Annotated in this window: 21 protein-coding genes; 7 read left to right on the forward strand and 14 right to left on the reverse strand. The window is 37.5% G+C overall.

Annotated elements, in window-relative coordinates:
• Positions 1-11 precede the first annotated feature (11 nt).
• Positions 12-1430: a flotillin family protein gene (locus tag DWB61_RS11170; RefSeq protein ID WP_125030990.1), complete on the forward strand. Its 1419-nt coding sequence runs from the start codon at positions 12-14 to the stop codon at positions 1428-1430.
• Positions 1431-1677: 247 nt separating this feature from the next.
• On the opposite strand, the gene arsB is transcribed toward DWB61_RS11170, so the two are convergent.
• The 3 genes from arsB to DWB61_RS11185 all read right to left on the reverse strand — a co-directional run bounded on the left by arsB (position 1678) and on the right by DWB61_RS11185 (position 3684).
• Positions 1678-2757: an ACR3 family arsenite efflux transporter gene (arsB, locus tag DWB61_RS11175; RefSeq protein WP_125030991.1), complete on the reverse strand. Its 1080-nt coding sequence runs from the start codon at positions 2755-2757 to the stop codon at positions 1678-1680.
• Between the two features lie 86 nt (positions 2758-2843).
• Complete coding sequence (locus DWB61_RS11180) at positions 2844-3266, reverse strand: arsenate reductase ArsC (RefSeq protein WP_125030992.1); 423 nt, start codon at positions 3264-3266, stop codon at positions 2844-2846.
• A 91-nt stretch (positions 3267-3357) separates the two neighbouring features.
• Entirely contained in the window at positions 3358-3684 is a 327-nt protein-coding gene (locus DWB61_RS11185) for an ArsR/SmtB family transcription factor (RefSeq protein ID WP_125030993.1), read from the reverse strand.
• Positions 3685-3864: 180 nt separating this feature from the next.
• Here DWB61_RS11185 and DWB61_RS11190 point away from each other — a divergent pair, with 180 nt between their 5' ends.
• Entirely contained in the window at positions 3865-6885 is a 3021-nt protein-coding gene (locus tag DWB61_RS11190) for a TolB-like translocation protein (protein ID WP_148095937.1), read from the forward strand.
• A 150-nt stretch (positions 6886-7035) separates the two neighbouring features.
• Here DWB61_RS11190 and DWB61_RS11195 read toward each other — a convergent pair whose 3' ends face one another.
• From DWB61_RS11195 to DWB61_RS11205, 3 genes are all read right to left on the reverse strand, one after another.
• Positions 7036-8199: a hypothetical protein gene (locus tag DWB61_RS11195; RefSeq protein ID WP_125030995.1), complete on the reverse strand. Its 1164-nt coding sequence runs from the start codon at positions 8197-8199 to the stop codon at positions 7036-7038.
• 38 nt (positions 8200-8237) lie between these two features.
• On the reverse strand, positions 8238-9467 hold the full coding sequence (locus tag DWB61_RS11200; protein ID WP_125030996.1) for a PQQ-binding-like beta-propeller repeat protein: 1230 nt from the start codon (positions 9465-9467) through the stop codon (positions 8238-8240).
• Between the two features lie 271 nt (positions 9468-9738).
• The gene (locus DWB61_RS11205; RefSeq protein WP_125030997.1) at positions 9739-10152 is read right to left on the reverse strand and encodes a VOC family protein; all 414 of its coding nucleotides are present in this window, start codon (positions 10150-10152) and stop codon (positions 9739-9741) included.
• A gap of 324 nt (positions 10153-10476) precedes the next feature.
• Between DWB61_RS11205 and DWB61_RS11210 the strand changes: the two genes are divergently transcribed.
• The 3 genes from DWB61_RS11210 (at position 10477) to DWB61_RS11220 (ending at position 12783) form a co-directional block, all read left to right on the forward strand.
• Positions 10477-10854, forward strand: a complete 378-nt coding sequence (locus DWB61_RS11210; RefSeq protein WP_125030998.1) for a RidA family protein — start codon at positions 10477-10479, stop codon at positions 10852-10854.
• Positions 10855-10966: 112 nt separating this feature from the next.
• Entirely contained in the window at positions 10967-11875 is a 909-nt protein-coding gene (locus DWB61_RS11215; RefSeq protein WP_158614397.1) for a phospholipase A, read from the forward strand.
• A 338-nt stretch (positions 11876-12213) separates the two neighbouring features.
• On the forward strand, positions 12214-12783 hold the full coding sequence (locus DWB61_RS11220) for a hypothetical protein (RefSeq protein WP_125031000.1): 570 nt from the start codon (positions 12214-12216) through the stop codon (positions 12781-12783).
• 243 nt (positions 12784-13026) lie between these two features.
• Here the strand turns inward: DWB61_RS11220 and DWB61_RS11225 are convergent, their stop codons facing one another.
• The 3 genes from DWB61_RS11225 to DWB61_RS11235 form a co-directional block, all read right to left on the reverse strand.
• Entirely contained in the window at positions 13027-14448 is a 1422-nt protein-coding gene (locus tag DWB61_RS11225; protein WP_125031001.1) for an amidohydrolase family protein, read from the reverse strand.
• 107 nt (positions 14449-14555) lie between these two features.
• Positions 14556-15074 (reverse strand): hypothetical protein, encoded by a 519-nt coding sequence (locus DWB61_RS11230; RefSeq protein WP_125031002.1) that lies wholly within the window; start codon positions 15072-15074, stop codon positions 14556-14558.
• A 254-nt stretch (positions 15075-15328) separates the two neighbouring features.
• Entirely contained in the window at positions 15329-15478 is a 150-nt protein-coding gene (locus DWB61_RS11235; protein ID WP_125031003.1) for a PspC domain-containing protein, read from the reverse strand.
• A 481-nt stretch (positions 15479-15959) separates the two neighbouring features.
• Here DWB61_RS11235 and DWB61_RS11240 point away from each other — a divergent pair, with 481 nt between their 5' ends.
• Positions 15960-17246, forward strand: coding sequence for a citrate (Si)-synthase (locus DWB61_RS11240; RefSeq protein WP_125031004.1), 1287 nt, complete (start codon positions 15960-15962; stop codon positions 17244-17246).
• Between the two features lie 444 nt (positions 17247-17690).
• Here the strand turns inward: DWB61_RS11240 and DWB61_RS11245 are convergent, their stop codons facing one another.
• Together DWB61_RS11245 and DWB61_RS11250 are read right to left on the reverse strand one after the other, a co-directional pair.
• A complete protein-coding gene (locus DWB61_RS11245) occupies positions 17691-18989 on the reverse strand; it encodes a hypothetical protein (RefSeq protein WP_125031005.1) in 1299 nt (432 codons plus the stop codon).
• On the reverse strand, positions 18982-20055 hold the full coding sequence (locus tag DWB61_RS11250; RefSeq protein ID WP_125031006.1) for a hypothetical protein: 1074 nt from the start codon (positions 20053-20055) through the stop codon (positions 18982-18984). Before DWB61_RS11250 ends, DWB61_RS11245 begins: the two co-directional genes overlap by 8 nt.
• Before the next feature lie 1053 nt (positions 20056-21108).
• Between DWB61_RS11250 and DWB61_RS11255 the strand changes: the two genes are divergently transcribed.
• Positions 21109-21816, forward strand: coding sequence for a hypothetical protein (locus DWB61_RS11255; protein WP_125031007.1), 708 nt, complete (start codon positions 21109-21111; stop codon positions 21814-21816).
• Positions 21817-22061: 245 nt separating this feature from the next.
• On the opposite strand, the gene DWB61_RS11260 is transcribed toward DWB61_RS11255, so the two are convergent.
• From DWB61_RS11260 to DWB61_RS11270, 3 genes are all read right to left on the reverse strand, one after another.
• Entirely contained in the window at positions 22062-23261 is a 1200-nt protein-coding gene (locus tag DWB61_RS11260) for a winged helix-turn-helix domain-containing protein (RefSeq protein WP_125031008.1), read from the reverse strand.
• A gap of 133 nt (positions 23262-23394) precedes the next feature.
• The gene (locus DWB61_RS11265; protein ID WP_125031009.1) at positions 23395-23880 is read right to left on the reverse strand and encodes a YdeI/OmpD-associated family protein; all 486 of its coding nucleotides are present in this window, start codon (positions 23878-23880) and stop codon (positions 23395-23397) included.
• A gap of 22 nt (positions 23881-23902) precedes the next feature.
• Positions 23903-24538, reverse strand: a complete 636-nt coding sequence (locus DWB61_RS11270) for a lactate utilization protein (protein ID WP_125031010.1) — start codon at positions 24536-24538, stop codon at positions 23903-23905.
• Positions 24539-24741: the final 203 nt, after the last annotated feature.

Here is a 24741-nt window from a genome sequence, read left to right on the forward strand (position 1 = left end):
AATAATAAAAAATGGGAGAGTATATTTTAATTTTGTTTGCCGCTGTGGCACTTTTTGTTTTCATCTTAATTGTTTCGCTTATTAAGCGATATAAAAGGTGTCCTTCTGACCGTATTTTGGTTGTTTATGGTAAAGTTGGTAAGGGTGTAGAGTCCGAATCCCGTTCTGCCAAGTGTATTCACGGGGGTGCGGCCTTTATCTGGCCAATTATTCAGGATTATGCATTTCTTGATTTAACGCCTATTTCCATCGAAATTAATCTGACCAATGCCCTAAGTAAGCAGAATATTCGTGTGGATGTACCATCTCGTTTTACTGTTGGTATCTCTACTGAATCGGGTGTAATGACCAATGCTGCTGAGCGTTTATTAGGATTATCTCAGACCGATATTAGTAACTTAGCAAAAGATATCATCTTTGGTCAGTTGCGTTTGGTTGTCGCGACAATGGATATCGAAGAGATTAACTGTAACCGTGATAAGTTTTTGGCTGCTGTTTCGTCTAATGTCGAGGCTGAATTGAAAAAGATTGGTTTGAAGCTGATCAATGTGAACGTGACGGATATTAACGACGAATCGGGTTATATTGAGGCTTTGGGTAAGGAAGCTGCTGCTAAGGCGATAAATGATGCTAAGCAATCTGTGGCTGAGAAAAACCGTGATGGTTCTATTGGTGAGGCAAATGCACATCAGGATCAACGTGTAAAAGTTGCAAAAGCTGATGCGAGCGCTGTTGAGGGTGAAAATACAGCTAAAATTACCATTGCTAATTCGGATGCCCTTCGTAGAGAGAAGGAAGCTGAAGCTGAGCGTTTAGCTTCTGCTGCTGAGAAAGTAACTCAGGCGCGTGCTCTTGAAGAGGCTTATGCTGCTGAGCAAAAGGCTGAAGATGCTCGTGCGACTCGTGATAAGGCTTCTCAAACTGCCGATATCGTGATCCCTGCTCAAATCGACAAGCAGAAAATTGAAATTGCTGCTGAAGCGATTGCAGAACAAACCCGTCGTCATGCTAAGGGGGAGGCTGATGCGATTTTCATGAAAATGGAAGCTGAAGCGAAGGGTATCTATGAGATTTTGAGCAAGCAAGCTGAAGGTTTCGATAAGATTGTGAACGCTGCAGGTAGCGATGCCAAAGATGCTGTGATGTTGATGATTGCTGACAAATTACCAGAATTGGTTAAAACTCAGGTTGAAGCTATCAAGAATATTAAGATTGATAAAGTAACTGTTTGGGAAAATGGTGGCGGAAAAGATGGTAAGACATCTACTGCTAATTTTATGCAAGGTATGATGGGATCTATTCCTCCAATGGAAGAGCTTTTCAAAATGGCGGGAATGGAACTACCAACTTATCTGGGTAAAAAGGTTGAAGACGCTGAGGCCGTTGCCTTTGAAGACGTTTCGAATGATGATAGCAAGAAAGTTGAATAATAAGCGATAGGCTATTAGATATTGAAAAGGGCTGTTGAAAATTTGTTTTCAACAGCCCTTTTTTTGATTTAAAACTCAGGAATTAATCAGAAAGATAAAAGCTGTTTATGAAAGGTTGAACTACAATTTAAAAACCTTTTTCATTTAAAAACAAAAGTAAAAGCCACCCTTTGCAGGATGGCTTTAAGCATATTAATTTTTGGTTTAGTTGTAAATAAACATTCAATAAAATAAGTAATATGCTATTCTAGTTTAGATCATTTGCACACTTCACTTCAGCAGCTTTATCTCCGAAATATTTCTTCTTGAATCGTAGTGATAAGTTGACAAGAGCAATTAAAACAGGGACCTCAACCAATGGGCCAATAACGGCAGCAAAGGCAACGCCTGAATCGATACCAAAAACTGCAATGGCTACTGCTATGGCTAATTCGAAATTATTACTAGCTGCAGTGAAAGATAATGTCGCTGTTTTAGCATAGCCAGCATTGATCTTTTTTCCCATAAAGAAGGATACCAGGAACATGATTACAAAATAGATCAATAAAGGAATTGCAATTTTAATGACATCAAAAGGGAGCTGAACAATGTGTTCTCCCTTAAGTGAGAACATCACAAAAATGGTAAATAAAAGAGCGACCAGAGTTAGTGGACTAATTTTAGGAATAAACTTTTCCTGATACCATTGCTTGCTCTTTCTTTTTAAAAGCAGGTAACGTGTCAACATCCCGGCCAGAAAAGGAATTCCCAGGTAGATGAAAACAGATTCAGCTACTTCACTCATTGTGATGTTCACAACAGAACCTTCTAAACCAAAATATTGAGGTAGTAGGGTAATGAAAACATAGGCATAGATAGAAAAGAAAAAGACCTGGAAGATACTGTTGAATGCCACCAAGCCTGCAGCGTATTCCGTATCCCCTTTTGCCAAATCGTTCCAAACAATGACCATGGCAATACAACGAGCCAATCCAATTAGAATAAGACCAGTCATGTACTCAGGGTAGTCTCTTAGAAATAAGATGGCTAGTCCAAACATCAAAGTAGGTCCAAGAACCCAATTCTGAACCAAAGAGAGAAGAAGAACTTTTCTATTTTTAAAAACGTCTTTTAGATCTTCATATTTTACTTTTGCAAGAGGAGGATACATCATGATGATCAAACCAATTGCAATTGGAATGTTGGTACTGCCGTATGACATGGAGTTCCAGAAGTTGGCGATATTAGGAAATAAGAATCCTGATGCAACACCAACGGCCATGGCTACAAAAATCCAGAGAGTTAAATACCTGTCCAGAAATGATAATTTTTTAGTTAAGCTTCCCATATTATTAATGTGGTTTTTCTTGGTTAAGGTTTGTATGTAGTCTTTATCAAAAACTGTTTTTTTTGACTCTTCGACTTTTATACTTTTTATTTCTTTAGAATATATTCTTCGTTAAACTTGGCAAAGTCACGACGAATTTCATCTCTTACTCTTCTGAAAACATTCATCACTTCTTCTTCGTTTCCTGGAGCATAAGCCGGATCGTCGAAACCAATGTGTAAGCGTTTTCCAACCGGTCCAGTAAATGCAGGACATGCGTCTTTTGCACCACCACAAACTGAAATTAAAAAGTCAACACCTTCTTCAAGAAATACATCAACCATTTTAGGTCTTAAATCACTAATGTCGATGCCGATTTCAGCCATTGCTTTAACTGCTTTGGGGTGTACTTCATTGGCAATTTTGGTTCCTGCTGAAACCACAGTTAATTCTGGATTGATATCTCTTAAAATGGCTTCACCCATTTGGCTGCGGCAAGAATTGCCTGTGCATAAAATAAGGACTTTCATAGTTTTATTAATAATTATCAATTAATGATTAACAATTGTGTTTTGTCGTGTTATCATGTTATCGTTTTATCAGAAACGAAGAAAAATAAGTTTAACAGCATTCTTCATTTTGAGGCTGAATAGCTCCAAAGAAAGTATTGAATGTTGAACCCAAACTTTCAATAGCTGGTTTATCAAGACAATATCTCATCTTTAAACCTTCAACTTCACCTTTTATTAATCCTATAGCTTTTAATTCTTTTAAATGTTGTGAAACCGTTGTTCGGCTAAGGGGTAGGTGATCAGATATATCGCCTGATATACAGGTGTTGCAAGACGCCAGATATTGCAAGATCGCAATTCGAGCTGGATGCGACAGGGCTTTAGCTAAATTTGCTAATTCTTGTTGCTGATCGTTAAAAAGGTCTAGTTTTTTCATTCTACAATGTTTAATGACGCAAACATACGACATTGTTTTGGGATTACACATTAAGGAATTGTTAATTTTATTACTTGTTATATATTTCAAGCTAAAAAAGCAAGGTCTTATAAGTGCTTGCATTGCCATTTAAAGAAAAGCAAGTATCTTATGCATCTTAATAAATCTTATCGATTCAGAATGAAGTATATTTTCTCTTTTATATTGCTGATTTTAATGTCATCAGTCTCTTCTGCTCAGTATTATAGCACGGGACAAGATCCTGCAAATACCAAATGGAAACAGATTAATACAACTGATTTTCGGATTGTCTTTCCAGCAGAATATGAAGCAAAGGCCAGGTATTTAGCTGCTTTATTTCAAGATTTAAAGAATAAAGGAGGAAAGGATTTAAATCATATACCCAAGAAATTTTCGGTGATATTGCATACTCAATCAGCGACCTCGAATGGCATGGTGGCCTGGGCGCCTAAACGAATGGAGCTTTATGGAACACCTCCTCAAAATGATGAAACTCAAGCTTGGCTTGATCATCTAGCAACGCATGAATACCGTCATATTATTCAAATAGATAAATTAGAGCGTGGTTTCACTCGCGTATTGAATGCCTTTTTAGGTCAGCAGGCCACAGCATTGGTTCTGGGTTTGTATTTACCAGCCTGGTTTATGGAGGGCGATGCGGTTTGTTCTGAAACAGCTTTGAGTGAATCTGGAAGAGGACGAAGTGCTGAATTTGAGCAAGAATTGAGAGCTCAATTACTTGAAAAAGGTGCTTATACTTACGATAAAGCTGCCTTGGGTTCATACAAAGATTTTGTACCCAATAGATACACCTTAGGCTATTATTTGGTTGGGAAATCGCGTGTTCATTATGGTGACGATTTATGGAATACCGCTTTAAAAAAGATTGGCGAAGCACCGATGAAAGTTAATTGTCTTTCGACCAGCTTAAAACGGGGGCTGTTGAATAAGCGAGAGGCCTTCTTCCAGGAAATGAAGAAAAAGCAGGCTGCTTATTTGCAGGCTGGTTTTAAGATTGAAAGTCTGGATTGGACTGAGGTAAAGGAATTGAATACGTATAGGGACGGTAAACTGATGCTTTATGCCGACGTGATGTCAGAATTGCAATGGGAATGGCAAGTTCAGGACTCTATTATTGAGAAAACTCAGGCAGATGCTCTGATTGAAAAGAAAGTAATTTTTACGAATTACCGTTACCCTCATCTTGATGATCAGGCTGACTTATTGTTGATGAAAAATGGCTTGGCGGATGCTTTGACCATTGTTAAGCTTGATGCTAAAGGGAATGAAGAGGATGTTTTTATGCCTGGTTTTGATTATGGAACGGGTTTCGATTATAAGAATAATAAACTATTGTGGTCTGAATATCAAGCTCACCTGCGTTGGCAACATGCAGATAAAGCCGTGATTGTTAGTTACGACATGCAAACAGGGAATCAAAAGAAATATAAGTTAGAGAACAATTGTTTCGCACCTGTTTTTTCAGCTGATGGAAAAAAGATACTAACTGTTGAAGTAGATTCAAATGGGGAGAGTACTCTTTTGATTATTGATGAAGCAAGCGCTAAGCCTATCAGTCGAATTGCAGCGAAAGAGCAGGAGTTTTTTATGACACCACAATGGGCTAAAAAGGATCAGTCAATTGTTTTAATTATTCAAGCGAAGGGGGCAAAAAGTCTCGTTAAAATAGATATAACAAACGAGAAAAGGGAATTGTTGTATCAGGCGGGAACAACCAATATTTCACAGCTACAAGTCAGTGATCAGTATGTATTCTTTACATCATCGCATACAGGGATTGATAATATATTTGCTTATAAGTGGGAGAATAGACAGGTCTCACAATTGACATCCTCTCGTTTTGGAGCCAGAGATCCTTTTTATCTCCCTTCTGAAAACAAGTTGTATTACTCCGATTATTCTTCTGATGGTTATCAGCCTGTAAAGCTCGATTTAAATAGCTGTATGTGGAAAGTGCAGGAGGGTGATGCGGCTAAATTTGCTTTGGCTGAACAATTATCCGATCAGTTGGGTGAAAAGCTACAGCCCGATACGACTAAGCTGGATCATTGGCAAGTTGAACCTTATTCACGATTGGCACATACTTTTAATTTTCATTCCTGGGCACCTTTATTTGTTTCTCCAGACGAGGGAAGCATAGACGTTGGGATTTCCGCCTCAAGTCAGAATCTACTGAATACGCTTTTTACGACCCTAGGTTATAAAAAGGAAGAAGGATTTGATAATGGGCAATTCTATTTGAATTTATCTTATCAGCGTTTCTTTCCTATCTTCAATTCAAAATTGGAATATGGTAAAGCCTCTTTTGCTTATTTTGGGAAGCGTGAAAATACCAATACGGAAGAGGATGATACATTGCCCCTTGATACAGAATGGAGACAGTTGGAGTGGGAAAATTCGGTGACTTTACCTTTTAATCTGTCGTCGGGCAAGCATGCTACATTTCTAAGACCCAAATTTTCATATACTATTTATCAGTTTGCGAATTATCAAACTCGAATTACGAGCCCAGAATTCAATCCTCAGTTATATAATTTGAATATTGCGGATAGAACGATAGAAGAATTGGAATACCAGCTGTTTTTTTCACATTCAATAAAGGCTTCACAAAGAGATTTGCAATCGCCTTGGGCTCAATTTCTGCAATTCGATTACCGAACAAGTCCTTCGAAGGATTCAAATGCAGGAAATGTATGGTCGGGGATAGGTCAGTTTAATTTTCCTGGTTTAGCCAAGCATCATGGTATTAGTCTTTATGCGGGTTATCAACAACGTTCCAAATTTAATAAGGGTTTTGGAAATGCGATTAAGTCACCTCGTGGCGTATCTGATTTGTTTGGATTAGATTGTTCGACCATAAGTTTAGATTACCGACTGCCTATAGCTTATCCTGACTGGAATATGGGGGCATTGGCTTATATCAAGCGCGTTAAAATGGCTGCCTTTATTGATTATGGTATGGAGAAAGGCGAGTTTGTGAGTGATGAAAATTTATTTCAATATGATAATCGAATCACATCGGCAGGACTTGAGTTTACGGCCGATATGCATGTCTTGCGTTTGCCTGTTCCTTTGAATCTGGGATTCAGATTGGGTTACGAGAATGAAACCAATGCGGTGTTTGGAAACTTCCTGTTATCATATAGCTTCGATTTTTAAGGTCGAAAGGAATAAAAGTCGAAGGAGGTGATTTTAACCTGTCAGAGCCAGAAGAATGAAGTCCTGACAGATACTGTGTTAGAATCCAAATTAAAAAGAAAGCCATCTCAATTTGGATTGAGATGGCTAGGATTATTATTTTAAGATGTGTTATTCGCTACGTGTATAAGTGAATTTATCACTTTTTTGCCAGGTCTTTCCCTGATCATGAGAAATCTTCTTTGTCAGAATAAAACCCTTATCCGTTTTATTACTAATTGTGAATTGTATGTAGGTTTCTTTTTTCTCAACTGAATTATCAAAAACAAAATCCTGACCTGAGAAATCACCCTCGAAAACTTCAAAACTTGATGTGTAATCATCTAAAAGGGAGATGCGATATTTCCCAGTGGTCTCATTAAAGGTATAGGATATGGTGACATCGATAGGGAATGTAAGTTCAAACTTGATCTTTTCCTGAAGAATATTAGTTGCCGTGAAATCGATATTTGAATCCGTCTGTCCTATCTCGCGCCAAGTTCCTCTTCGTGACCATGTTTCCATTTTAACATCCCACTTCCCTTCCAAAAAGGCTAGCTTCTTAATTTCTTCACGTTTAGGCATTATAAGCCATGTGTTATCAAAAGTAGGATTGATCTCTATGTTTTCAATTTGCATTACTCTATCACGTTGCCAAAAAGTACGCTCTACAAAGAAGGGGATAAGCAGTCCGTCAACGCTTCTAAAATCGTCGAAGAAGGTTTCAGAAGGCATTTCCGAGGCAAAATCGACCCATTTGGATTCGTACTTAGTTTCCAGATAGGTGTTGGCATCCAGATACCACTTTTCTGTTTTACCATTGGAACGTGTCAGGTTCAGAACAAAAACATCCAGACCTTCAAGCTTTTCTTTACCTATGAATTCCACCTGATGACCTTTTTCTTTATAGTTGAAAAAGGGTGTGGTGAATTCAGCCTTCTGAGCGAAAACATTTTCTTCACCTGTGTTAATTCTTCTGGCATAAGAGATTTCCTGCCATGGATCTATCGTCCAGCCTTTTTTACCATCGAAAGCTTCAATGACCCGATGTTGTCCCAATTGTAAATCGGCATAATATTCACCAGAACGTGTTTTCCAGGCCATAAAATCCTTTTCGATACTAAAGGCGGTAAATTGACCTGTGATTTTCATTGTTTCAACCTTGTTCCACTTTTCGAGTCCGCCGTGTGCCTCTATATGTTTGGCAATGATTGTCTCCACATTTTCTGCTATAAGCAGGTTTGGTAAACAAAGTGAAAAGCAAAATAAGACGAGTTGATATATTTTTTTAGTCATTGTTCGAATATTTAAATCGTAATAAATTACTTATTCAATTAATTGAATTTGTAACAAGCCATTTCTGTTTGGTTTCTCAGGTAGATCTTTCCATTAACAAAGGAAGGAGCTGTCCACGATTTCCCTTCAATGGCCTGAAAGCGTCTTTGTTCTGCGTAGGCTGTCGGATCGGCTTTAATCTGAGCGAGTAGACCTTTGTCCGATAGCACAAGAAGTTTATCTCCAACCAGAATTAAACTCCCTTTTCCAAAGCCTCTTTTGGTCCATTTTTTCTCACCGGTTTCAGCAGATATGCATTGGAGAGCAGCCACATTAAAACCATAAAAATGACCTTCGTAATAAAGTGTCGAGCTGTAGTCATTTTTCATTGTAGGAGCCTGTAGAACTTCAGTAACCGTATTGTTTTTAACTTCTACGATTTCGAAACCCGAGCTACGAACTGTACAAATAAATATCTTATTGGAGTCAAACAATGTAGGCATAGCCGTAGGAGCGTTCATTTTCATGGCATAAGTCCAAAGTGTTTCACCTTTGCTATTGTATGATGATAAGGTTTTCTGATTAGCGAATATAATTTGCGTTTGCCCCTCTATTTCTGCCACAAGTGGTGAGCAGTACGAGGCATTGCCTTTGCCATTAGCCCAAAGCAATTTGCCAGTATTCGGATCGAAGGCTACAAAAGCTCTCGATTCGGTACCACCAGCTTCCATAATAAGTACACCGTCGACTAAAACAGGAGACGATGAGAATCCCCATCGAGGTAGTGTGCTGCCAAACTCTTTTATAAAGTCGATTTGCCACAAGTGTTTGCCATCAGTTTTAGAATGTGCGGTTAGTTTACCATAGCTGCTAAAGCTGAAAATTAAGTTTTCACCTATGGCAGGTGTTGATCTTGGACCATCTCCAAAACCATCTTTGTCGATAAAGATAGAATCGATTTTGTTTCTCCAGATTTCCTTACCAGTTTTAGCATCGAAGGCAGCCATATACTCCCAGCCTGAAAGGCTATCTGTTTTTTCGCTTAGCGTGGTGTAGAGTTTGTCTCCCGATAGGGTAATTTCTGAAAAGGCACAGCCAATTTCTTTTTTCCAGATAAGCTCTGGTGCAGGATCGCTTATTTGGCTGTCAGTAATATTTTCAGTAGAGATACCAGAGTGGTAAGGCCCCCTAAATTGTGTCCAGCCTTCACTTTCCTGAGCGAAAGTTATGGGCGCTTGTAGCAATAGGAAAACTGCTAACATACTTGAATAGATTGTTACTTGCTTCATTTTGGGTGTTTCTTCGGGTTTAGAATTGTTTTGTTTTTTCAGTACCTAAGATAAGCATGTTTACCCTTATGTGGCAGTAACAAAAAGAGAATTAGATGAAAGTATATTTTGGCTCGTTTTATCTGAAAGTCTATAGGTTGAATTAATTAAGAGTTGATAATTACGAAAAACAAAATAATCAAAAAGATAACTCGTTATTAGTAACTGAGCGGTATATATTAATGACTCATTTTTCATCGTAAATTATTAATCTTAATTCCTAACTCATTATTCATTTAGTTCTGGCTTCCACCATTTTATCATACTCCTCGTCAAAGGCTTCCCAAAGCTGAATTTTATTGCCTTCAGGATCTAAAATGTGGGCAAACTTTCCGTATTCCAAACTTTCAATTTCATCCAAAATCTCCACACCTTCTTTCTTGAGTTCTTCCAGCAGCCATTCCAGGTTTTCAACTCTGTAGTTCATCATGAAATCCTTATGTGAGGGCTCAAAGTATTTGGTGTTTTTATCGAAAGGACTCCAGACAGAAAAGGCTTGCTTATTGCCGTCATCAGCTTGTCGCCATTCAAACGAAGTGCCGTAATCGTCAATATTAAAGCCTAAATGTTTGCCGTACCAGTCTTTCATTGATTTTGTATCCTGACATTTAAAAAAGATGCCGCCTATACCTGTTACCCGCTTCATAATTCTAAGTTTTAATTTGTCATATAGCCTGTCCAATCTTTCTGGAGGTGATCCCAGCATTGAGAGGGCTGCTAAAAAAAGGTCAAAAAGTCAGAAAAGTCGAAAAAAATAGCCGCCTGCTTAGAATTCCGTGAAATTTACATTTAAGGATCTCGTAATTCGTCACTAATCGACCATTATTAATTATAATTGCTTATTGAAGATAAAAAATATTGAGCAATCATCATAAATTACTTTATTGAGAAAGACGCCTATCCATTTTTTTCTATTTTTGTGGGAGAAGAGATTTTTTGACTTTTAAACAAACCCTAAAAAAGATTACATATGAAACGTTTTATCAATTCAGAGAAAGCACCTAAGGCTATTGGCCCATACTCACAAGCTGTAGAAGCTAACGGAACACTTTATATTTCGGGACAGATTCCAGTTGACGTGACCACAGGTAAATTTGTTGAAGGTGGTGTAAGAGAACAAGCTGAGCAGGTGATGAAAAACATTGGTTACATTCTCGAAGAAGCAGGTTATAGCTTTAAAGATGTGGTTAAATCAACTTGTTTGTTGAGCGATATGTCTGGTTTTGCTGTGATGAACGAAGTTTATGGCGAGTATTATAAGGAAGATTGCCCGGCTCGTGCGGCTTTCGCCGTAAAAGACCTGCCTATGGGTGCTTTGGTTGAAATTGAAACTATTGCTGTAAAATAAGCTGTTAAGGCTATCATATTTAAAAGGGCTGTTAATTTGAGATTGGCAGCCTTTTGTTTCAGCAAATATCCCTTGCCACTAAAGCTGAACATTCTTTAAAACAATGCCCTCAATGAAACTCAAAATCTACTTCTTACTCCTCATTAACTTTGCTTTTGTCACAAGTTCTGTTGCACAAGATTTATTCAAGAAACAACAGATCTCTTTGCTCGAACAATGGGATCTTGCCGATACTCTCAAGAATCAGTCAGGCTTGTTTCATATAAAGCAATACAAACCGGTTTATATCTTATTGGGTAACTATACCACCAATATCAATCAACAACCACAAAGTGATAATCCTAATAATTCAGTACCCGATAATATGCCGCTTAATCAGGTTGAAGTTAAGTTTCAAATCAGTTTTAAAACAAAAGTTTTTAATGACCTAATGGGAGCAAAACTGGGTGGTGATATCTGGATGGGCTATACTCAAACATCCAGATGGCAAGTGTACAACCCCGACTTATCCCGTCCATTTCGCGAGACGAATTATGAGCCCGAACTCATGTATATTATGGCGACACCCTATGAATTATTTGGCCGCAAGGGTCTCTTTGCAGGGATTGGATTAAATCATCAATCTAACGGACGTTCCGATCCTATGTCTCGTAGTTGGAATAGGATTATTGCGCAAATCGCATGGGAAAGTAAAGACTTAAGCATCATATTTAAACCCTGGTTGCGCTTAAAAGAGCCTGCCGACAAGGATAATAATCCGGGTATAGAAAATTATATGGGTAGGGGAGAGCTCATGGCTGCTTATGGCAAAGGGCGGCACGACATTAGTCTGATTGCCCGACATTCCATGCGCTTGGGTAAGAATAACAGGGGAAGCTTTCAAATTGATTATGCCTTACAGATCTGGGATAATTTGAAACTCAATGCTCAAATATTTCACGGCTATGGCGAGAGTCTGATTGATTATAACCACAAACAAACCACTATAGGCATTGGTCTTTCGCTGACTCAGTGGCGATAAAAGCATTGAATAGAAAATAGAAGACAATAAAGAAAGGCTGCTAATCGTTGATTGGCAGCCTTCACTGTTTTTTTCAGAACAATGTTTCATGAGTTGGAGTTTGTTTCCATTTATCGTGAAATTCTAAATATAGCTATGCAGCTCAATCCTGATCTCTCGACTTTGCATTTTAACATGTTTTAAAAGCATGATGTTATTCTTTTATCTATCTTCCTGATATTTTTAAAACGAATGATATAAAACGAGCCAAAAGTATACGAACAATGGGGATACTGAGGCTAATGATTATTTCTCCCGAAATCTTTCGGGATAACAATTGAAAATTAAATTATAAACATATGAAAAGATTAAGCATACTGCTTTTATTGAGTTTTGTGATTGTAAGCGGATTTAGTCAGAAACATCTACAAGCACATTTCGAGAAAGATTTAATCAACTATACTAATGCGTTTAATAACAAGCAATGGCATACCGTAACCCAAATGATGTATCCCCGGGTTTTCGAAATGATGAGCAAGAGTAATATGCTCCTGTTTTTGGAACAAATGGATAATCTTGGTGTAAAAATGACGACAGATTTTAGGTCGATAGATCATATCTCCAAAGTGGTGAAAACGGGGACCGAAAAGTATTGTAAGATTCAATACTATGGGGTTATCCGTGTTAAACTATCCGGACTCATGTCGCAGGGAAGTGCTTTGATGCAGCCTCAGTTTGAGCAGGAATTTGGGAAAGAGAATGTAACATACCATGAAACAAGCAATTCCTTTACCATACAGGCCCACCGATCTATGGTTGCTGTTGCCAATAAACAATCGGAAAACTGGAAGTATATTGATATTAATTCATCCATGGCCAAAGGTTTAAAAAAACTCATTCCTGTCCATGTTCAGCAAGCGTTGAATTAAATGATTTTGTCTTAAGTGCAGATCTCAACAGGCCTCTTAATGGTAACAGCACATCGGTCATAATTCGGGCTTGTTTAGATTTGAACTGTTTCGAAGATATAAGTCTCGAAGAAGCCAAATTAATTATTAAAGGGCAGTTCTAAGCCTGATAAATTGAGAGAGATTTTCATGATATGACCTAAGAAAGGCTGCCAATATGTAATTGGTAGCCTTTTAAATGATTCTTTAGTCGTTAACTGGCGTTTAGCCGATGCCTGCATAATCAGACTCTTTCAGGCTTGTGTTTTTAGCTGAGTCGGCTAGCCTCGTCTCAAATAGGAATTGCTCTGGATTAATAGAACAGAGCTGATGCTTTTTTGCTTCGCCCAAATGTGTATCATCTATATATCTTTTAAGGTAACCATTGTATGATTTTTCATTTTCGTTTGCAAATAAGTTGATTGAGAAATCCGTTCCAAATAAAATTTTATCCTTCAGGTGAGTTTGTCCTTCTTTATCGATATCTGCATTTAATGCCTTATAGTATTCGTCTCCTTCGCTACAAGAAAAATCGGTGTAGGTATAATCGTATTGATGAGTGAGTTCAATTATTGTTTTTCGCCAATCACCCAATGGCTTATGGTCTTCATCCTTTAGGCTTCCAAAGTGGGCAAAGCATAACTTGAGAGTGGGGTATTTGTTCAAAACCTCAGACCAGCCCTTGGCCGGATTGCTGAGCTCTCTGGCTTTTTCCTTTGTGAAAACAGAAAAGCCACCTCCGCTACAATGTGTTATAATCGGAATCCTTTTTTGGACACACATTTTGTACAGATTTTCAACTTTTCTGAGCTCTTCACCATCTTCTTTTGGCCAGGGCTTAAAACCTAGTGGCGGATAAACCTTTATACCAGCAAAAAAGTAAGTGAAATCCTGAGTCTCATCATCAAGATTATTTTTGAAATGCCCCAGTTTCTTTTTCAAATTTGCTTGTCGCGAGTCTGGCGTATCGTTTTCGTAGCCCGAGAAAAATTTATCCAATAAGGCTTTCAATTTCTCGGCGGTGTAATTCGCTGTATTTAATCCCATAAAAGGGTATATCTCGAAAAGCTTAGCTTTTACGATATCATCTTTCACCAGTTGCATTTTGTTTTCCTCATTCTTAAGCAAGGAATGTGTGTAGTAAATGCGGATGGCATTCAAAACATCTTCGACCTGCTTTTTTATGGGTTTTTGAGGGGTTTGGTCGTAAAAGACATCTTTACCGAGTTCGATATTTTTTTTTCCAAAGTCCATAAGTAGTGGGCAAAGCACCATACTATCGTATACCTCCTTCTCAATTTTGAGTTGATTATCAGAATTGACGAGGGCTTCCTTATTTTTTAGAAAATAGTCAAGAATAAGAAATTGGTATTCAATTGGGTTCTCAAAAATGGAGAGGGTGTTTGCGATTCGGGGCAGATAACCCTGAATAAGCTCTTTGTCAATTTTCTCTTCAATAAGCCTTCTAATATAGCCTGGGAACAACCACCTAAATGAATAACCCAGTCCCATATGCCATTTAAAATTATTGAAAATGGCATCGCTTATGGTCTTTTTGTCGAGCAGACCTTCTCGTTTAATAAAAGCCAATAAATTAGGATGGCTTAAATCAAAAGCATGCATATGGATGTCGTAGAATTTTTTCATGGGATCAATACGTTTTTTAATAGTGGGCTAAGACTAAGGTTAAGGCTGTCAATTGGGGAAGACCGCCTTTCGTCTTTTTGATGTGTTAAGCTATGTTTTGTATGGTTTTACTGGTGCAGATTATCAGTCTTTTCCTTAAGTTTTAAACGCTTTGACAGGGCACTATAATTTGTAAGAATTAGGGTGCCAACTAACACTTTAATTCCGCTTGCTATAAAATTGTAATAATCGTTTGGATGAAATTCGGTTCCCATTGAATCTCTTTTAAAGGCAAATAATATTTGACTTAAAAAGACAGGAATATTATTTATAATCATCAAACCACCGATAATAATTAGGGCAAGTTTTACGATGCTACTTGGATTCAGATTACCAATTTCAACTCGCTCATCATCGAAATTCTTATCGAGCTTTAATAAGTTAACCAGCTTGTGCGACTTGAAAATGAGGAGTACAAATAGGCCCACCATTATTGCAAGTGCTATCACCATCCAAAGAATAGAGAACAGATCTATATTGCGCATGGCAAATGAGAAGTTGAAGGTTATCCAATTAAAAAGTGAGTTAGCTATCATATACAGTCCGAATAATTTGATAATTAAAACGAAGAGATCTCTTTTTGTCATGTTTTTGTCTTTGGGTTTATTGTATGGGTAATATATGCTTGTTTTATATTTCTGTATATCGGAGTTTTAGTTCGCTCTTTACTTAAATAAACGAGCATGAAAAATAATTTTTGAATTTAACAATTATATATTGATTCGTGTAAGATATACTGATATAATTATGATAGGGGAGTTAAACATATAAGAAAGGCCACCAATATCTAATTGGCAGCCTTTTATTTTTCTTTAAGAATGAATCGTTTTGAGCTGGGGCCTTATTTTGAAAACATTTTTACAAGCCACAAAATTAGGTAGAGCCCTATTCCGGCACCAAAAAATAAGACGGACACAACAAAGGCTATTCTGATCAGTTTCACATCCCAACCTAATTTCCCACTCAGCCATTCGGCAACTCCTAAAACCATAATTTCGAATTTTTAGATTTAAACAATAAACTAAAAATACGAAATATTTCCTTGTCTAAGATAGGGCTTGCTCCCGTAAAGTGTCTTTACGCTCTTTTAAACAGATTTTCCCTCATCTCACAAACAGGAAAGGCTATTGAGAAAGGCCACTCATCGCGAATAAGCTAGTTGGTGATCCGTTTTTTTTTTCGGAAGCGCACGAGCTACAAGCGAAACTAAACTCGCCTTGGCTGGGCTTTGGCAGGCTAAGTAAGCAACCCCGAAGGGCTCATGAGCACCCGAAATTATATTTAGCGAATAAAAAACCATCGGTCTGTTTATTCTCTGTATAGATTACTCACTAAGCTTTTAGTAATCTATGTGTTGTATTTCTTGATTAGCCTTTTTTTTGTAACTTACTAGGAGTCCTCACTCCCTTATAAAGTGTAGTCTTATACACTGTCTTATAGATTTGTGTTTTAAACGTAATAATTAAATGAATATGACTGATCTAAAAAAAGGAATTCAAAATCATCTACTTGAATTACAGTTAGAAATTGACGATATTTTTGCTAAAGGTCGTGATTCTGTTGTTTCGGAAGTTAACATTGGGCAAATTTATGGTGGAATGCGTGGAGTGGTTGCATTGGCTTGTAACACATCCTATGTTGATCCTTATTCGGGACTTTATATTGGTGAGTATACCACAGATGAATTTTCGAATAAATTGCCCGAGGAAATATTTTTTCTCCTGTCTACGGGGAAATTTCCAGACAAGAAATCGCTCCTTAATTTTCAGAGTGAATTGAATCAACGTGCCCAAATTCCACAATATGTTTGGGATGTCTTGCGCAGTCTGCCGAAAGATACACATCCAATGACCATGTTGAGCCTGGGCATTTTATCCATGGAAAATGAGTCTGTTTTTAAGAAGGCCTATCAAAAAGGGATGAAAAAATCTGACTATTGGAAATATAGCCTGGAGGATTCGATGAATATTCTTGCCAAATTACCTGCACTGGCAGGAGGGATTTATCGAATAAGATTTGGCGATGGTCATTTAATTCCACACGATCCCAGTTTAGATTGGTCGGGTAATTTGGCACATATGCTGGGTGTGAATGATGATAAGGGCTTTGCCGATTTAATGCGTCTGTATTTGGTTTTGCATTGCGATCATGAAGGAGGGAATGTCAGTGCTTTTACATCAAGGGTGGTTAATTCGGCTCTTTCGGATTTGTATTATGCCGTATCTGCCGGACTTAACGGTTTGGCCGGCCCATTGCATGGATTAGCCAACCAGGAATGTTTACGATTTATTCTGGAAATTCACGACAAATTGGGAGCCGATCCCGACGAGCAGGTGTTGAGAGCCTATATTTTAGATGTGCTTAATTCAGGTCATGTGATTCCGGGCTATGGGCATGCGGTATTACGCGTTACCGACCCTCGATTTACGGCTTTTATGAATTTTGGTGAGACCAATTGTGCCACTAATCCTTGTTTTAAGATTGCAAAGAAACTTTTCTCAATTGTACCTGATATTTTAATGCATTATAAGGAAGGTAAAGTCGCAAATCCTTGGCCAAATGTAGATGCCATGTCGGGTTCACTTCTGAATCATTATGGCGTGAATGAGTTCGATTTTTATACCGTTTTATTTGGGGTGTCAAGAGTCATGGGATTTTGTGCTCAGAATATCCTTGCACAGGGATTGGGACAGCCCATTATTCGACCTAAAAGTGTGACCAATAAGTGGGTACTTGAAAGACTTAGGGCTAAAGGTTAAGAGAATTTTGCCTGATCGGGATTTAATGCATCAAGATGTGTTTTGATCGAATTTGAACAAAAAATGCATTGTCTCGTTAGCTAATTCTGATGATACAAATAAAGGCTGCCAATTGGGGATTGGTAGCCTTTACTGTTTTATTGTCATTACGAGGAGGCACGACGAAGTCATCTCATCCTAATAGATCTGTTCTCCTCAAGCCCACTTGCAATTCGTATAGTTTTTTGTTTCTGCATGCGCAGAGTACGAGCTACAAGCTCGCGGGGATAGAAAGAAAGACTGCCAATCGGGGAGTGGCAGCCTTTATTTTCAACGTGCCGCATATGAATAGTTGCCGATTGCGGGATATTTCGCTTTCAAATCACACTGAATTGAAAGCGGGAGCTAATGCTCCAATAAACCACTAAACGGCAATTATTTATGATGCATTGTTAGCAAATGTTTTTACTTCTTAATTCTGTTATAAAGATTACCACTTATATTTTTAGCTCTCAATGAATCACGTTTTAATATTGATTCAAATAGTTTCTGATTGTCTTTTGGTAAATGTAGAATCTCAGTAATTCCATTTGATTCAAGTAAATGAGCAAAACGATTAACAATGTTCTGCCCCCATAATTTTCTTAAAATTATATCATCATCATGAATAACTTTTTCAAAATAGTATATCCATCTTTCTACCGTAAGTTCTCCAAGTTTTTGTTCTGCAATTTCCGCAGCATCAGTAGAAACACCATAAGGATTCCCTAAATAAACTGCAAGATATGCTTGAATACACTCACTTAAAGCAGGGCTTGGAATAGTTGAACCTAAGTTTGCTAATTTTCTAACCACAGAAGGTTCATTGTAAAAGTTATTAAATGCAAAATGAGTTTCAATAACTTGTTTTGCCGCATTTTTAAACGTTACAGACCTTAAGTTTTCTGGGACATAATCAAAGCCACCAACTTTGAGTAATGCATTTTTCAATCCAGAAGCTGCTATTGTATTTCCTGCAGCAGTTACATCTCTATAAGCAGTTCCTATGTTCCATTTATCTTTTTCACCTAAGTGTTCCCAAATATTAATAATCAATAAGTTCAAATTAGCCAAAGAATGTTCAAGTCTTGCGCCTTTATCACTTTTGATAGAGGACATTAAAATTGAAATTACTGTTCTTAAATAGAATAATGGAGAGTTAATTAACTGGTCTACCTGTGGGTCTTTTAGACTTAGAGTCTCATTTAGTAATCTTTCTCTGAACTGAGAAAACTCAATTGCAATTGAAATATCTTCCTCTCCTAAAATATATTGAACACTAGACTTTATTATCTGAACAGCAGAAATATTATCAATTTCCTCTTCGGAATCTTTTGAAAAATAGTGCGTTATAAGTTCATTTGCTTGTTTTAACTTTAAGGCTGCTGTATTACCTATAACACCGAGTTGTTCTGCAAGTTGAATAGTAGAATAATCGGTAAGAGCAGTATCAATAGTTGAAAACTCATCGATATCAGGTCTACCTAACATTTCACCAATAAACTTCATGCCTAAGGTGGAAATCGTTTCTTTAAGTTTTACCATTGCTTTTTTCCAAGCATATTCCGATGCCATATCATATGCTTCTATCTGAAAAGCAGCAACAATCTGATTCTTTTGTTTTTCAGATAAATAATTCGCATAAGAAACAATAGCATTCGTATCATTGACATTTGCTGGAATATTAACACCGTTTGGACCTTGCCATATTTGAATATTACTCATCTTCTTTCCAATTTTTCGTATTACCATCTTGTGACTTGTAAAAACAAGCTTTAAAAAGCTTTGAGTTTACCATAGAATGAAATGCTCTTGTTCTTGCACCTCCAACTAATTGAACTCCATCTTTTTTAATGTCCTTAATGAACATATGATAACCAATGATTCGACATTTATTTGTTAAAACTGTAATACCATCATGATTAAGCATTGATATTAACAGTGAGCTATGTGCTTTTAAGGTAACCGAGGATTCATTTGTTTTTTCTATTTCTGCTTGACTTACCAGCTCTACAATATCGATTGGTTTTTCTAGGTATGTACAATCATTCAGTTCTTCCTTAATCTTTGATATCGCAACTTCACTATCTTCAACTATTCCAATTAAATTTCCATGACCAATCTTTATTGCTTCATTAATTGTTTTTTCAAGAAACGATGTAATATGTGTTGTATAATCTGAATCACATAGTTTTGTTGCTAAAATAGCAATATCTCCAATTTCATTATTTGAAACTTCAAGAGGCTTGTCAAGCGTTAATGAAATAGTAAGCTTTTTTTTGAGTCCAGTTAATTCAACTGTTTTACTTCCAATATTTCTAATATATGCAATCGTAGTTTTTTCTAAGTCTTTATCTTTAACTCCTTCAAGCTCAATGCCGAGTTTACCAACCGTCTGCTCATAAATAGATGGACTTGTTTCTGTCATTTCTGCACTTACTAAACCATATTTCACGTTTTCACCATTCACTTCAATAAATATAATCCAGTTATTTATTGCAAGTGGAGCACAAAGTTTAATTGCATTTTTAAACTCATCGACTTCAAGAGGTTTATTGTCAATAATAACCTCTCGATTTGAAATAGTCTTAAAGAAGGTTAAACTATTGGTAATTATAACTTCAGGGTATAAATGCACACCTTCCTCATAGTAATCTGAAATAAGATTAATTACTTCAAGGATTCCTTCTTGAGTTTTCTCACATGGGTTGAACCTTTCCGCAAATAGAAAGTTGCCAACTGATTCATATGTGCTATCTCTTAATGATGAATATTTTTCTTCTTGTTTCATTATCTATAATTCAGTGCACTACTGTTTCTTTAAATATTTGCTAACGTATGTGTAACATCCATATTGATGTTATTTCTCTTATATCTTTCTAAAAGGTGATGTTATCACTCTATATGGGAGGGATAACAACACCTTTTCCATAAACCAACGTTCTTAATTGATGCGGCTTTATTTTTTTGAATGCTAAAAGTAAGCATAATCCCCAGAAATCGTTCTTTGGGTTTCTATAACTATGATCCTTTTTATTAATTATTTATGAACACCTACACTTTAGGGTAGGGTTGTTTTAATAAAGGAGTTTATGATCTTATTTTGTTTTGTGGGTAGTTGTCTATTGGTTTCTTATGGCTCCATATTATCAGATGGTTTACTCATTTACTCTGTGGTGCCTATATCTTGCGATGTTAAGCTTGTGTGTTACCATTAGGGACTGCTGTTTTGGCCGTGTTTACTCTCATTTTGTTTCTCTGTTTTAATGTATTGTTAATTGTTTTGTCTGCATTTATCAGTGGATTCTATGAGTTGCTTTTAGGCGGCACACAAAAGCCTTTCTGTGATGGCGGAATGCTTCAACTCGATGGCGGAATGAGTCAACTGAGTGGCGGAACGCTTCAACTCGATGGCGGAACGTGTCAACTGAGTGGCGGAACGTTTCAACTCGATGGCGGAAGCTGTCAACTGAGTGGCGGAATGTTTCAACTCGATGGCGGAACGTGTTAACTGAGTGGCGGAACGCTTCAACTCGATAGCGGAGAATTGCAACTGACTGGCAGAAGGTTTCAACTGACAATAGGAAGATGTTTATTGTCTAGATATGAAAATCATAATAATTGTGATAAGTAGTTTTTGTTTGGTCGTGCTTGCTCACTTTAAAACTTATTGTGCTTTTGTATTGCCCTATTTATAATGCTTGTGTGGTGGTTTGGTGTTTATTCTTATAATATGCCTTTTGTGTTCGAGTTGACATAAAATTTAATCGTGTGAATTTGCATTTAAACATAAGTTTTAGTAGTTTCAGTCTTCTGTTTAGTAATAACTTAAATTTATTGTAAAATGAACTGTTCCAGATTGTACGCTTGCTCCGATGCCGTTTTTATGAGCTGGGTGAGCCAAAGCATTAATTTAATTAAAGAGGAGGAAGCAAGGTTTACGTCTTTCTCTGTTTTTTTCAAACCTGAAAGAATACAGGAAGTCGCGGCTCTTTTTGTTGAGGCTAACAATATTCCATCCGATAAGGTTTATGTCGATATTCAGGCTCAGGCCACTGAGAATATTAATACTTGTGTAGAGGCTTGTGCAAAGTTTTATCAGGCTTGTAAGTTCGATATCGAAACTGTATTTCCTAACAAGAAACACATTTGGAATCAGTTTGGTTTTAACGATTATGAAGCGGCAAGAAAATCGGGTAGGGCTATGTTCATGTTCTATTCCGACTTTATACTGATTGCCAATCTTCATAAGGAGGCCATGACCGCAGCGGCCTGGACTGAAGCAACCTTTACCAAAATTGCTGAGCTAAAGGATAAGTTAAAGATCAATATGGATCAGCAAACCAAGTGTCGTGTTGACCGAGGCAGAGCAACCGATGAGCGTGTTGTTTGCTTGAATAATATCTACGAAAAGCTGTCGAAGTATATGAAAGCGGCCAAAATTATTTATGCGAATAACGAGGAAATGCTACGATGGTTTAAGTTTCCGGTTAGCAGTAAAGGTTCTAAAGAGGAGTCTACTGAATTTGAGACTCAGGAAGATATGGCTTAAGTATTTTTTTGTAGCGATTAGGGTTAAAAGGCCTCTTATCATGGTGATAGGGGGCTTTTCTTTTTTAATTATGAGTTATGAATTTTTAATTATGAATTACGAGTTATGAATGATGATGATTGAAGCTATCCCTATGTCCCCTAAAGGGGATCTTAAAAAAAGAGCAAGCATTTAAGCGCCTTCAGGGGTTTGGGCTGTTGCTATCCTGGCAAAGTCTGGTCAAAATAGTAAAAACACTTAATGGCTTATAAGCCTTTGAGTACGCTTTGAAGAGTATTCTTAAAGCTCACAGGTGTGGTTTTGTGCACTTGTATCGAAGTACAGGCATTAAACTGCATAAAGGCCGATAGTTCTTTGCTGAGAGCAAGGGCAAAGGCCTCGGTTTTAACAAGATTAGTCTCCAGCACCAGATGTTTGATATGCATCACGGCTGTTTTTCTATCAGCCTTGCAGTCCATTCGAGCAAGCAATTGTCCATCCCATAAAATAGGCAGAGAGAAGTAACCATATTGGCGTTTTGCCTCGGGCACATAGCACTCTATCTGATAATCGAAATTGAAGAGTGCCTGCATACGCTTGCGTTGAATCAGCAGATTATCGAAAGGGGAGAGTATTTTGAGCTTGCTGCGTGAGAGCGGTTTGTTCAAAAGCTCCAGAGAGTCTTCTAGGGCATAATAGAGCTTACCCGCAAGCTCGATTTGTAATAACTGGCCACTGGCAAGCATATTCTGCAAGCTCGAAGCAAGCAGGGCTTTGGTATTTTTAAGTAAGTAGGCTATTTCGGCAGCCTGTCCTAGTCCATTGCTTTGCAGGTATCGGCTAATCAGAAATCGAGTATATTCTTCGCTGCTAGGTAGGCGGGTATCTATACCTTTGGGTAAGACGCGCTCGGTTAGATCATACAGCTTGTGAAAATTCTGTCGGGAAGGAATCATCAATTCACCCTGCATAAAGAGCTGTTCCAGGGCACGCTTGGCGGGTTTGCTTCCCCAATCCGTACTCTTTTTACCCGTATGTTCAAAGTCTTTAGCCATTAAGGGGCCTTCAAGGCGAATGCGATTAAGAACCTCTTTCATCATCTTCTCATCGCGAGTGTACCAGTGGTTTTGCTCACCGCTTGCTATGGCTTGCTTGCGAATAAGGCTGTAACGGTAATCGCGCATGGGTAGGTAGGCCGCCGCATGCGACCAGTATTCAAACACCTGCTTGCTGGCAACCAACTGATCGAGATGGGCATTTTCGTAGCGAGGGTTACGTGTCCACAAGGTATGGTGATGGGCCCGCTGAACCACAGAGATGGTATCAATCTGTATGTAACCAAGCTGCTCGATAGCGGATAGAGTGGCGTCTATGGCTGTTCCTGTCGGCTTGGCAGCTGGTAATCCCTGCGAGAGGAGGACTAGTTTTCTGGCTTGCTGGGGTGAAAGGCTTTCTGTTCTCGTCATAGCTTTTTTTTGCTCTTGGGCTTAAATCATGTTTTGATGCTCTTACTGGTTCCGACTCGTCGGGATTGATTGTTTCAGAATCTCAGTTTGAGTTTAAATAAGTCTGAATTGATCTGTTTATTGAGTCTTGGCTTTACGGTATTTGGGGGTTCTTTTCATTATTGTGAAGTTGGCTTATTAATTTTTCAATGTTCTTTTGTAAAGTTTTTTCCGTTTTAATAAAGCTCAGATATTTTAAGATGTTCTTTCTTCTTGATGGGGTTAAATGGTTAAAATCTTCAATAAGTTTTGCTTTTGTTAATTGTTCGGTCAACATTTCTGGAACAGGATACTCTTTAATAATCATCTCAAAATCCTGCTCGATTTCAAAATCTGCGGTTTTGCCCAAGGCTGTATTAGCTCCTTTAAGTGTTGGCATGTTGACGAACAATCTAAAAAGTCCATTTTTGATAGGAACAAGTGATTTTTTGAACAGAAATTGATTTACCCTTCCTTTAATTTTAATATAGCCTTTTGTTGCAGTCATTTTAGAGGTAACCTGCGCAGGTACATCAACGCAATAATTGATGCCTGTCTTATAAATTTCTGCCTTAAAACGATATGTTTTTGCTTTCTTCATCGCCTCAAACTCTTTTAGTTTATTAATATCCCAGGTCTTGATCAATTAATATAATTTTAATCCGATTTTTTGGATAGGATTTTTCAGTTATCGTCCAGGTATTACAAATTCGTTGAGGACTTTTGCAATCATAACAAATACCTGTCTTTTGACATGGCGTCTTTAAATCGTCATGACGTTTGGCATTTAATGGAGCTGAAATTGTTCTTATTCTGTTAAAGGCTTCGTCCAGATTTTTAACAATTTTATTTGTCCCAATAAACAAAACAACATGTCGAGGACCAAAAGCTAATGGAGCTACCCTGTTGCCTATCATATCCAGATTAACTAATTGGCCTTTTTCTGTAAGTGCATTTGTTCCTGTCACAAATAAATCGGCTGTTAATGCTTTTTTCCGTTTGTCGATTTGTTCTTTCCAGCTATCATCATGATTAAAAGTGTCAATAAACTCAAGTGAATCGATATTTCTTAATAAATCAAGAATTCCCGTCTTATGCATTGTTATAGAGTCTGCATACGAAACGCTTGAGTATTTTATCCCCTTCAGTATTTCGTTTTCAAATACATTTCTAGCGCTTTGGATGTTTTCTGTAAGGAATACTTCAAAATTATTAAGTTCGAGCTGTTTGATGACATTATGAAGATCTGTTTTATCCATAAATAGTAATTTGTAGAGGTGTGAAAGTTAACTTACATTCTAACTCCAATAGGTATTGATTTTCTTATTTGTTTTTTTTGTTTATCAAAATCAAATCTAAGCAAAATTGGATCATATCAAATTCGTTTTATTTGAAATGATGATTCGAAGGGTTTATCGGTTTCTCCAAAATAAAGGCTGCTAATCTGGGATTGGCAGCCTAT

The sequence above is a fragment of the Ancylomarina euxina genome (assembly GCF_003863355.1).
Classification (GTDB): Bacteria; Bacteroidota; Bacteroidia; order Bacteroidales; family Marinifilaceae; genus Ancylomarina; species Ancylomarina euxinus.